This is a genomic window from Streptomyces sp. NPDC048416 (assembly GCF_043200435.1).
Lineage (GTDB): Bacteria > Actinomycetota > Actinomycetes > Streptomycetales > Streptomycetaceae > Streptomyces.
This window is the reverse complement of the sequence record NZ_JBICXU010000006.1, coordinates 1-11,587: the sequence shown is the minus strand read 5'-3', so window position 1 is coordinate 11,587 and position 11,587 is coordinate 1. Positions and strand designations below refer to the sequence as shown.

The 11,587-nt window shown below is 68.4% G+C and carries 8 protein-coding genes and 1 tRNA gene; 3 read left to right on the top strand and 6 right to left on the bottom strand.

Features of this window, described 5'->3' with window-relative positions; all coding sequences use genetic code 11:
• Positions 1-16 precede the first annotated feature (16 nt).
• A complete protein-coding gene (locus ACGFW5_RS10030) occupies positions 17-754 on the top strand; it encodes a class E sortase (RefSeq protein WP_393833715.1) in 738 nt (245 codons plus the stop codon).
• 168 nt (positions 755-922) lie between these two features.
• On the opposite strand, the gene pknB is transcribed toward ACGFW5_RS10030, so the two are convergent.
• The 6 genes from pknB to ACGFW5_RS10000 all read right to left on the bottom strand — a co-directional run bounded on the left by pknB (position 923) and on the right by ACGFW5_RS10000 (position 9,057).
• On the bottom strand, positions 923-2,938 hold the full coding sequence (gene pknB, locus ACGFW5_RS10025) for a Stk1 family PASTA domain-containing Ser/Thr kinase (RefSeq protein ID WP_393833714.1): 2,016 nt from the start codon (positions 2,936-2,938) through the stop codon (positions 923-925).
• 189 nt (positions 2,939-3,127) lie between these two features.
• Positions 3,128-4,591, bottom strand: coding sequence for a peptidoglycan D,D-transpeptidase FtsI family protein (locus ACGFW5_RS10020; RefSeq protein WP_393833713.1), 1,464 nt, complete (start codon positions 4,589-4,591; stop codon positions 3,128-3,130).
• Positions 4,588-6,003, bottom strand: coding sequence for an FtsW/RodA/SpoVE family cell cycle protein (locus ACGFW5_RS10015; RefSeq protein ID WP_393833712.1), 1,416 nt, complete (start codon positions 6,001-6,003; stop codon positions 4,588-4,590). The genes ACGFW5_RS10020 and ACGFW5_RS10015 overlap by 4 nt, the downstream gene beginning before the upstream one ends.
• 26 nt (positions 6,004-6,029) lie before the next feature.
• On the bottom strand, positions 6,030-7,517 hold the full coding sequence (locus ACGFW5_RS10010) for a Stp1/IreP family PP2C-type Ser/Thr phosphatase (RefSeq protein ID WP_393833711.1): 1,488 nt from the start codon (positions 7,515-7,517) through the stop codon (positions 6,030-6,032).
• 129 nt (positions 7,518-7,646) lie between these two features.
• The gene (locus tag ACGFW5_RS10005) at positions 7,647-8,180 is read right to left on the bottom strand and encodes an FHA domain-containing protein (protein ID WP_393833710.1); all 534 of its coding nucleotides are present in this window, start codon (positions 8,178-8,180) and stop codon (positions 7,647-7,649) included.
• Positions 8,181-8,190: 10 nt separating this feature from the next.
• Positions 8,191-9,057, bottom strand: a complete 867-nt coding sequence (locus ACGFW5_RS10000) for an FhaA domain-containing protein (RefSeq protein WP_393833709.1) — start codon at positions 9,055-9,057, stop codon at positions 8,191-8,193.
• Positions 9,058-9,433: 376 nt separating this feature from the next.
• Here ACGFW5_RS10000 and ACGFW5_RS09995 point away from each other — a divergent pair.
• Positions 9,434-9,516 (top strand) — tRNA-Leu (locus ACGFW5_RS09995).
• A gap of 489 nt (positions 9,517-10,005) precedes the next feature.
• A complete protein-coding gene (locus tag ACGFW5_RS09990) occupies positions 10,006-11,472 on the top strand; it encodes a DUF2252 domain-containing protein (RefSeq protein ID WP_393833708.1) in 1,467 nt (488 codons plus the stop codon).
• The last annotated feature ends 115 nt before the right edge of the window (positions 11,473-11,587 follow it).

The window sequence follows — 11,587 nt, the reverse complement described above, 5'->3', positions numbered from 1 at the left end:
AGCAGGGGCGGGTGCGGTGGCTACGGGAACCGACCACGAGGAGCGGACCGGCACGCCGGGGCCGTCCGCGGCCCGGCGCGGACGCGGAGCGGTGGCCGCCGCCATCAGCGTCCTGGGTGAACTCCTCATCACGGCGGGCCTGTTGCTCGCCCTGTTCGTCGTCTACTCGTTGTGGTGGACGAACGTCATGGCCGACCGCGAGGCGTCCGCACAGGGCGACACCGTGCGCCGTGACTGGGCGGCGTCCACCGGGCCCGGAGCGCTCGACACCAAGGGCGGCATCGGCTTCCTGCACGTCCCGGCGATGAGGAACGGCGAGGTGCTGGTCAAGAAGGGCACCGCCACCGACGTCCTCAACGACGGTGTGGCCGGCTACTACACGGACCCCGTCAAGGCGACGCTGCCCGGCGCGGACAAGAGCGGCAACTTCACGCTCGCCGCCCACCGGGACGGCCACGGAGCCAAGTTCCACAACATCGACAAGCTGAAGACCGGCGATCCGGTCGTCTTCGAGACGAAGGACACCTGGTACGTCTACAAGGTGTTCGCCGAGCTGCCCGAGACCTCGAAGTACAACGTCGACGTCATCCAGCCCGTCCCCAAGGGGGCCGGCGTCAAGAAGCCCGGGCAGTACATCACCCTGACCACCTGCACCCCGGTCTACACCTCGAAGTACCGCTACATCGTGTGGGGCGAGCTGGTGCGCACCGAGAAGGTCGACGCCAAGCGCACCCCGCCGGCGGAACTGCGCTAGCCGCCCGCCCGGCGGATCCAGCAAGGAGCCCCGGCCACCCTTTTGGGGGCGGTCAGCACGGATCCCGGCCACCTTGTGGGGGCGGCCAGCACGGAGCCCCGGCCACCCTGTGGGGGTGACCGGGGCTCCGGTGTCCGACGCTGCGGTACGGGCGGCTCGGCGGGCCGGCTAGAACCCGAGGGGGCCGCCGTTGCCCCCGTTGTCGTTTCCGCCGCCGCCACCGCCGCCGAACGTGGTCAGCGTGACCGGCTGGCTCGGGTCGGCCATGGTGCCCGGCCCCGGCGTCACGCTCAGGACGCGCGCCTTGTCGTCGTTCGAACTGCCCGGCGCGAACTGGATGTTGCTGAAGCCCGCATCGTTGAGGGTCTGCGTGGCCTTCTTCACCGTCATGCCCATCAGGTTCGGCGGGATCGCCGTCTGGGTCGGCTGCGACGGCGTCTGCGGGCCCTTGGAGACCCTGAGGACGATCTGGACGTCCTTGGGCTGGCTGGTGTTGCCGGTCGGGGTCATCGAGACGACCTGGTTGAGCGGCTTGTCGTTGTCGACGTCCTGGCGGGAGACGTTGGTGAAGCCGAGGGCGCTGAGCTGCTGGATCGCGACGGTGTAGTCCTTGTTCGACACGTCGGGCAGATTCGTCGTCTGCTTCTTGGCGATCGTGAGGGTGACCGTCGAGTTCTTCTCCGCCTGCGAACCACCCGTCGGGTCCTGCTTGTCGACGGTGCCGGGGGCCGAGCTGGACTCGACCTCCTTGGTCTTCACCTGGAAGCCCTTTTTCTGGAGCAGCTGGGTGGCGCTGTCCTTGTCCTTCTGGGTGACGTCCGGAACCTCGATCTTGGGCGCGCCCGTGGAGACGGTGACCGTGACGGTCTCGCCCTTCTTCATGGTGGTGCCGCTCGCCGGTGTCTGGGTGCAGATGTTGCCCTTGGGCTGGTCCGCGCACGGCTCGTTCTTGCTCACGGACATCTTGACGCCGATGTTCGTCGCCGACTTCTCCGCGTCTCCCTGGGTGCTGCCGACGAGCTGCGGCACCGGCACCGACTTGCTGTCGGCGTTGCCGCTGAAGAGGGACTTGCCGATCAGGATCGCGCCGACCAGGACCAGGACGCCGGCCAGGATCAGCAGGACCGTCGAGGTGTGGGACTTCTTCTGGCGTCGCCGGTCGGGGCGGTCGTCATAGCCGTAGCCGCCGTCGTCGGGGTTGACCGGCGGCAGCATCGACGTCTGGCCGGCGGGGTCGGCCTGGCGCAGCGCCGTCGTCGCCTGGTCGTTGCCGTAGCCGTTGTTGTAGCCGTCGTACCCGTTGCCGTAGCCGACCGCGCCCAGGGTGGCGGTCGCGGCGACGGGCTGGCCGTCGAGGTAGGCCTCGATGTCGGCGCGCATCTCGTCCGCCGACTGGTAACGGTAGGCGGGATCCTTGACCAGGGCCTTGAGGACGATGGCGTCCATCTCGGGCGTGATCTCGGAGTCGAAGTTCGAGGGAGGCTGCGGCTCCTCGCGTACGTGCTGGTAGGCCACCGCGACCGGCGAGTCCCCGACGAAGGGGGGCCGCACGGTCAGCAGCTCGTACAGCAGGCAGCCCGTGGAGTACAGGTCGCTTCGCGCGTCGACCTGCTCGCCCTTGGCCTGCTCCGGGGAGAGGTACTGGGCGGTGCCGATCACGGCGGCGGTCTGCGTCATCGTCATGCCGGAGTCGCCCATGGCACGGGCGATGCCGAAGTCCATGACCTTGACCTGGCCGGTGCGCGTCAGCATGACGTTCGCGGGCTTGATGTCGCGGTGGACGATGCCGTTACGGTGCGAGTACTCCAACGCCTGGAGGATGCCGATGGTCATTTCCAGGGTGCGCTCGGGCAGCAGCTTGCGCCCGGAGTGCAGCAGCTCACGCAGGGTCGAACCGTCGACGTACTCCATCACGATGTACGGGATGGAGACGTTGTCGACGTAGTCCTCGCCGGTGTCGTAGACAGCGACGATCGCCGGGTGGTTGAGCGAGGCGGCCGACTGGGCCTCACGGCGGAACCGGGCCTGGAAGGACGGGTCGCGGGCGAGGTCGGCCCGCAGCGTCTTCACGGCGACGGTGCGGCCGAGCCGGGTGTCGTGCGCGAGGTAGACCTCCGCCATGCCACCACGGCCGAGCACCTGGCCCAGCTCGTACCGGCCGCCGAGGCGACGCGGCTCTTCCATAGCTAATCCAGCCCTCTCCGTCTGTCCCGACCGTACCCATGGGTGGTCCGGCGGTGTGCTGTTCGCGCATACGCTACCGGGCACCGCAAGCCGATCAGCTCGCGGCCGCCACCCTGATACCGGACCGGTACAGGGCACGTGTGATGTTTCACGTGAAACGGGCGGCTGTTTCACGTGAAACAGCCGCGGTCACTTCTTGCTGTCGAGCACCGCCTTCATGACGTTCTTGGCGATGGGGGCGGCGAGCTTGCCACCCGCGATGTCGTCGCGGGTCGTGTCGGAGCCCTCGATCACCACGGCGACCGCGACAGGGGAGCCGTCCCCCGACTTGGCGTAGGAGATGAACCAGGCGTACGGGTTGTCCTTGTTGCCGACGCCGTGCTGGGCGGTACCGGTCTTGCCGCCGACCGTCACACCCGGGATCTGGGCGGAGGTGCCGGTGCCGTCCGTGACCACGAACTCCATCATCTTCTGGAGCTTCTGAGCGGTGGCGGCCGACATCGGCTGGCTCATCTGCTCCGGCTGGGTCTTGGAGAGCACGTCCAGGTTGGGTGCCCGGAGCGTGTCGACCATGTACGGCTTCATCAGCTTGCCGTCGTTGGCGACGGCCGAGGCGACCATGGCCATCTGGAGCGGCGTCGCGCGGTTGGAGGCCTGCCCGATGCCCGCCATGGCGTTCTGCGGGCGGTTGTCCTTCGGGTAGATGCTCGCGTCCGTGCGGACCGGGTTGAAGATCTGCTTGTTGAAGCCGAACTTCTCGGCCTCGGCCTTCATCTTCTCGTTGCCGAGGTCGGCGCTGATCTTGCCGAAGACGGTGTTGCAGGAGTACTGGAGGGCCACCTTCAGCGTGGCGTTCTCGCAGGGAATGTTGCCCTCGTTGTTCAGGGGCTGGTGGTCGGTGTCCGGCAGGATGTACGGCACCGGCGACTTCGTCGGGTCGTCGATACCGGAGTACAGGCCGTTCTCCAGCGCCGCCGCCGCCGTGACCACCTTGAACGTGGAGCCCGGCGGGTAGGTCTGGCGCAGCGCCCGGTTCAGCATGGGCGCGTTCTTGTCGTCGAGCAGCGTCTTGTAGGCCTGGCTGTCCTTGTTGCCGCTGCCGGCGAACACCGACGGGTCGTACGAGGGGGTCGACGCCAGCGCGAGGATGGCACCGGTCTGCGGGTTGATCGCCGCGACCGCGCCCTTCTTGTCACCGAGCCCCTGGAACGCCGCCTTCTGGGCGGCGCTGTTCAGGGTGGTGACGACGCTGCCACCCTGCTTCTTCTCATTGGTGAACATCGACAGCGTGCGGTCGAAGAAGAGCCGGTTGTCGGTGCCCGACAGGATCCCGTCCTCGATCTTCTCCAGCTGGGTCGCGTCGAAGACCTGCGAGGCGTAGCCGGTGACCGGCGCCCACATGGGGCCGTCCTTCCAGGACCGCTTGTACTTGAAGTCGGTGCCCGAGGTCTCCATCGAGCCGGTGATCGTCTGGCCGTCGGCCGTGATGATGTTGCCGCGCTCATGGGCGAACCGCTCGATCAGGACCCGGCGGTTGTGATCGTTCGCGTTGAGCTCGTCGGCCCGGACGTACTGGAGCCAGTTGTCGCGGATCATCAGCGAGAGGATGAGCAGCCCGCAGAAGATCGCGATCCGGCGCAGGGGCTTGTTCACGGGCGGACCACCTGGGTCATCTCGGCGTCGGGGGACGGGGCGGGGGCCGGGGCAGGACGGCGCGCGGTGTCGCTGATCCGGATCAGGATGCCGATCAGGGCCCAGTTGGCGATGACGGACGAGCCGCCGGCCGCGAGGAACGGCATCGTCATACCGGTCAGCGGGATGAGCCCCATCACACCGCCGGCGACCACGAAGACCTGGAGCGCGAGGGCTCCGGACAGTCCGATCGCGAGCAGCTTGCCGAACGGGTCACGGGCGGCGAGCGCGGTGCGCACACCCCGCTCCACGATCAGGCCGTAGATCAGGAGCAGCGCCATCATCCCGGCCAGGCCCAGCTCCTCACCGACGGTGGAGAGGATGAAGTCGGCGTTGGCTGCGAAGCCGATCAGGTCGGAGTGCCCCTGACCGAGGCCGGAGCCCAGGGTGCCGCCGGAGCCGAACGACATGATCGCGTTACCGATCTGCTCGCAGGCGTCGCTGGTCTTGTAGCACTTGAAGGGGTCCATCCAGGCCGTGACACGTGCCTCGACATGGGACTCGAAGGAGGCGACGCCGACCGCGCCCGCCGCCGACATCAGCAGACCGAACACGATCCAGCTGGTCCGCTCCGTCGCGACGTACAGCATGATCACGAAGAGGCCGAAGAACAGCAGCGAGGTACCGAGGTCGGTCTCGAAGACCAGGATGAGGATGGACATCGCCCAGACCACGAGGATCGGGCCCAGGTCGCGTCCGCGCGGCAGGTAGATCCCCATGAAACGGCGGCTGGCCAGCGCCAGCGCGTCCCGCTTCACCATGAGGTAGCCGGCGAAGAACACCGCCAGGATGATCTTCACGAACTCGCCGGGCTGGATCGAACCGAGCCCCGGGATGGTGATCCAGATACGGGCACCGAACTTCGCCGGGAAGAACATCGGCAAGATCAGCAACGCCATCGCCACGACCATCGAGATGTAGGTGTAGCGCTGCAGGACCCGATGGTCCTTGATGAGCAGCAGCACCCCGATGAACAGGGCCACACCCAGCGCCGAGAACATCAGCTGGTGCGGCGCGGACGGACTGAACGCCCCGTAGGCATGCTTGGCCTGCGCGATCAGCCGGGGCGACTGGTCCAGACGCCAGATCAGCACCAGACCCAGGCCGTTCAGCAGCGTCGCCAACGGCAACAGCAACGGATCGGCGTACCTGGCGAACTTGCGCACCACCAGGTGCGCGACACCCGCCATCAGGCCGAGGCCCAGGCCGTACCCGAGCATGCCGGAGGGCAGCGAGCCGGTCATGGCAAGCCCCACATTGGCGTACGCGAACACCGGGATGGCCACGGCGAAGACAAGCAGGGCCAGCTCGGTGTTGCGGCGGCTCGGTGCTTCGATCGCGCCAATGGTGGTCGTGTTGGTGACAACGCTCATGATGTGGAAAGGCCCCCTACGGCTGCCTACTGCTTACCGCACTGCGAGACCAGCTTCTGCTCGTCCTCCGAGAGGCTGGGGCCGGGTGTGGGAGATGCGGTGGTGGTGGTCTTGTCGGACGGGGCGCCGGTGGCGCCCGTGCTGGGCTTCGCGGAGTTCTGGCTCTCGGCGGCCCGGCGCTGCTCCTCCTTCTTGCAGGCGGACGCCTGCGTCGCGAACTCCTGGATCTTGGTCTTCGCCTTGTCCAGGCTGTTCGCGGCGATCGTCGAGTCGATCTGGTTGCGCTGGTACTGCGGGAGGTACTTGAGTTCGATCTCGGGGTGATCGGTCTCCACCTTGGAGAGTTTCACCCACGCCAGGTCCTGGCTGATGCCCCGGTACAGCGCCACGTGCGGGGTGCCGTCGCTGTTGGTGCCGATGAAGTACTGCGTCTGCGTCCACCGGTAGCCGCCGTACAGGCCGCCGCCGACAACCGCGAGAGCCAGCACGATGAACAGGGATCTGCGGATCCACCGGCCCCGGCCCCCACGCCGTCCGCGGCGCGGTTTGACGAAGTCCTCGTCCGTGTAGGAACCGAAGGCGCCCTCGGGCGGATTTCCGTACCCGCTGTCCTCACCGCTGCCGGGCGGGCCGAAGCCGCCCGGGGGCGAGGGCGCGGGACGGCCGAGCCCGGAGGCGCGGCCCGCCGGGGTCTGCATGGCTCCGCCGTCGTTCAGCTGCAACTGGTTCTCGGCGACCGCGCCCACGATGACCGGGGTGTCGTTGAGCCGCCCCGCCAGGGTGTCCCCGGCGTCGACGTCGAGCACATCCGCGATGATCACCGTGATGTTGTCGGGTCCGCCGCCGCGCAGCGCGAGCTGGATCAGCTCCTGCACGGTCTCCTGCGGGCCCTGGTAGCTCGCGAGGGTCTCCTCCATCGTCTGGTGGGAGACCACGCCCGACAGGCCGTCGGAACAGATCAAGTACCGATCGCCTGCCCGCACTTCACGGATCGACAGATCGGGCTCCACGTGGTCACCGCTGCCCAGCGCGCGCATCAGGAGCGAGCGCTGCGGATGGGTGGTGGCCTCTTCCTCGGTGATGCGGCCCTCGTCGACCAGCCGCTGCACCCACGTGTGGTCCTGGGTGATCTGCGTCAGGACGCCGTCACGCAGCAGATAGGCGCGCGAGTCGCCCACATGCACGAGCCCCAGGCGCTGGCCCGTCCACAGCAGAGCGGTGAGCGTGGTGCCCATCCCCTCCAGCTGGGGATCCTCCTCGACCATCATGCGCAGCTGGTCATTGGCCCGCTGCACGGCGGTGCCCAGCGACGTGAGGATGTCGGAGCCGGGTACGTCGTCGTCGAGCGTGACCAGGGTGGAGATCACCTCGGACGAGGCGACCTCACCCGCGGCCTGACCGCCCATGCCGTCGGCGATGGCCAGGAGACGAGGACCGGCATAACCGGAGTCCTCGTTCCCCTCGCGGATCATGCCTTTGTGCGATCCGGCCGCGAAACGCAGGGACAGACTCATGCGCACCTCGCCTGTCGGCTCGGGGTACGGCCGGTCATGTCGAGCCACACTGCCCACCCTCCGGTCGGGAACACGCCCCGGTCCCTGAGGACCGTCGCGGCTCGCTCGCTCCGCTCGCTCATTGTCGTACTACTTCCGCAGCTCGATGACGGTCTTGCCGATGCGGATCGGCGCGCCCAGCGGAATCGGGGTCGGGGTGGTGAGCCGGGTCCGGTCCAGGTAGGTGCCGTTCGTGGACCCGAGATCCTCGACGATCCACTTGCCGTCCCGGTCCGGGTAGATCCTGGCATGGCGGCTCGACGCGTAGTCGTCGTCCAGGACGATCGTCGAATCGTGCGCCCGGCCCAGCGAGATGGTCTGCCCCTGGAGGGCGACCGTGGTGCCGGTGAGGGTGCCCTCCGAGACGACCAGCTTGGTCGGGGCACCCCGGCGCTGCCGGCCCGCCCCGCTCTGCTGCTGGCCGCGCTGCGGCGGCGGCGTGGCGGCAGCGGCCTGGCGGCCCGCCTGCTGCTGCCGGTTGGCCTCATTGCCCCGGCGCGAACCGCGCTGGGTGACACGCGTGCCGAACAGATCACTGCGAATGACCTGAACGGCCACGATGACGAACAGCCACAGTACGGCGAGGAAACCCAACCGCATGACCGTGAGGGTCAGCTCTGACATTGCCCCCGCTTCACCCTTCGGCTTGCCGGTAAACGATGGTGGTACTGCCCACGACGATCCGCGAGCCGTCGCGGAGCGTAGCGCGGGTGGTGTGTTGCCCGTCCACCACGATGCCGTTGGTGGACCCGAGATCCTGGATCGTCGGGGGCGTTCCGGTCCGGATCTCACAGTGCCGGCGCGAAACGCCGGGATCGTCGATCCTCACGTCCGCATCGGTGCTGCGGCCAAGGACCAGGGTGGAGCGGGAGATCTGATGGCGGGTGCCATTGATCTCGATCCAGCGTCGCACCTGACCGTGCCCGCCCGGCATCGGCCCCGCGGCCGCCGGACGGCGGTCGGCGGGCGAAGCGGGGGGACGGCCCGGAGGCGGCGCCGCGGGCATGGGCGGCGCCGAGGCGGCGGCCGGCGGATAACCGTAGCCACCACGCGCCCCCTGCGGGGCCGCGGGCGCGGGCCGCTGCGGGCCACCGGGGCCGGGCCCCTGGCCGCCCTGCTGATCGGTGCTGGACGCGAGCGTGCGACTGCGCACCCGGTACAGACCCGTGTCGAGCTCCTCGGCCTTCTCCAGGTGCACCTTGATGGGCCCCATGAAGCTGTAACGCTGCTGCTTCGCGTAGTCACGCACCAGGCCGGCCAGCTCGTCGCCGAGCTGACCCGAGTACGGGCTGAGCCGCTCGAAGTCGGGAGCACTCAGCTCGACGATGAAGTCATTGGGGACGACCGTGCGGTCCCGGTTCCAGATCGACGCGTTGTTGTCGCACTCGCGCTGGAGCGCGCCGGCGATCTCGACGGGCTGGACCTCGGACTTGAAGACTTTCGCGAAGGTGCCGTTGACCAGGCCTTCGAGCCGCTGCTCGAAACGCTTCAGGACTCCCATGGGGCACCTCCTCCGTCGTTGCCGTCCAGGTGTTGCTGCCGGGTCTGCTCCGGGTCGCTCTCTTGGTACTGCTTACTGATCGTATCCACGCGTCGGGAAATCGGCTGGTTCCCCTTCTGTGCCCTGTGGACGAGTGTCACCTCTCACACGCACCTCTCGTACGGATCGTAGAGGTGGCTTCCCGACAGTGTCCCGCACCCGGGGTGCACTGAGGAGGAGCGGGTAACGGTGCCGGGGGTTGCCTCTTCGCGATCTGCTCCTCCCACCAGGGTCTCCCCGAACAACGGATGTGAATCCACCCTGTCCAGCGTGCTAATCTTCTCGACGTCGCCAGGCAATCGCACCGAAAAGTGAGAGAGCCCAGCACACCACTCTTGCGCGAGTGGCGGAACGGCAGACGCGCTGGCTTCAGGTGCCAGTGTCCTTCGGGACGTGGGGGTTCAAATCCCCCCTCGCGCACAAAGGGACACCGAGGGTTGGTGTTCCGGTAGCACTGACGAAAAGGTCGGCATCGTGATCACGATGCCGACCTTTTCGCTGTACCCGGAGTGTGGCGCGCGGTGCGGTGCGGTGCCGTGCGCGGTGCATGCCAGGTGTGCGGTGCTGACGTGTGGTGGTTGGTGCTGGTGCTGGTGCTGGGTGCCTCGTGCCTCGTGCCTCGTGCCTCGTGCCTCGTGCCTCGTGCCTCGTGCCTGGTGCTCGGCGCCTCGTGACTGGGTGCGGGCTGTGACGGCTGTATCTGGAGCACCCCGGATTCCGGCGCACCTCGGATTCCTCCAGGGAGTGCCGTATTCGAGCCGTTCACAGAGTTATCCACAGGGCAGGACGCCCTTTCGTCATCGCCTGTACCGTCAGGGGCAGTTGAGCTTCCGCTGCTGCGCGAGGACGCCCCAGCAGAAGCCTCGTCGCCTACGACGGCGTCGTACGAGACGGGGGAGGCGGCACGCCATGGGCAAGATCGAGACGAGGATTCCGGCGCAGCGAGCCGGGGCCACGAGTGGACCGGGACGAATTCCGGACGTCCCCGGATTCGCCCCCGGCGCGAACGTACCGCCGGGCACAGGAAGCCGGGCACGACGATCACCCAAGGCCGAGGGGAAGGCCCTGAGGGCCCGCATCCCCCGCGCCGCACACGACTCGCTGCTGCTGTCCGCCGACCGGCCGGACGCCGTTCGCGCGGTGGAGGAATCCAACACGGGCCGAGTGCCCGAGCTCACACCGATCCGCGTGGGCCGCATGGCCGCCGGCCCCTTCGCGTTCCTGCGCGGCTCCGCCGGGCTCATGGCCCACGACCTGGCCGGCACCCCCGTCACCGGCATAGCCGCCCAGATCTGCGGCGACGCACACGCAGCGAACTTCGGGCTGTACGGCGACGCCCGCGGCACCCTCGTCATCGACCTGAACGACTTCGACGAAACAGTGACCGGCCCCTGGGAATGGGACGTGAAACGACTCGCCGCCTCGCTGGTCCTGGCCGGCCGCGAGGCCGGCGCCGACGAGCACACCTGCCGCGCCGCGGCGTTCGACGCCGTTGGCGCCTACCGCCGCACCATGCGACTCCTCGCCAAAATGCCCGCCCTCGACGCCTGGAACGCGATAACCGACGAGGAACTGGTCTCCCATGCGGACGCCCACGACCTGCTCGGCACCCTGGAACGCGTCTCCGAGAAGGCCCGCAACAACACCAGCGCACGCTTCGCCGCCAAAGCGACCGAACAGAACGAGGACGGCGGCCGTCACTTCGTCGACGCGCTGCCGGTGCTGCGACGCGTGTCCGACGCCGAAGCCGCAGCCGTCGCCGCCTCGCTCGAGCAGTACCTGCACACCCTGCCCGAAGAGCTGCTGCCGCTGCTTGCCCGGTACGCCGTCCACGACGTGGCCTTCCGGGTCGTCGGCACCGGAAGCGTCGGAACACGGTCCTACGTGGTGCTGCTCCTCGACCACCGGGGCGAAGCCCTCGTACTCCAGATAAAGGAGGCCCGCCGCTCTGTCCTGCTGCCGCATCTGCCGAAAGAAGACTTTCGAATACCCGGCCCCGGCCACGAAGGGCAGCGCGTGGTGCTCGGACAGAAGCGGATGCAGGTGGTCAGCGACATCCTGCTCGGCTGGACGACCGTGGCCGAACGGCCTTACCAGGTGCGGCAGTTCAGAAACCGCAAGGGCAGCGTCGACCCCGCCGCGCTCGAGGCCGGCCAGCTCGACGACTACGGGCGCATGACGGGAGCGCTGCTCGCCCGGGCCCATGCGCACAGCGCCGACCCCCGGCTGATAGCCGGGTACTGCGGAAAGAACGAAGAGCTCGACCACGCGGTGGCCGCCTTCGCGGTCACCTACGCCGACCGCACGGAGGCCGACCACGCGATCCTGGCCGCCGCCGTGCGCACGGGGCGGATCGCGGCTGACTTGGGGGTGTGAGGGAGGGGAGGGGGCGGGGTGGGGGGGTGCCCCTATGGGTTTGGTCAAGGTGATGGGGCGGGCTGGGGTTCGTAGAAGGTGCCGTCTCGGAGCATCGCGAAGAGGACGTCGGCTC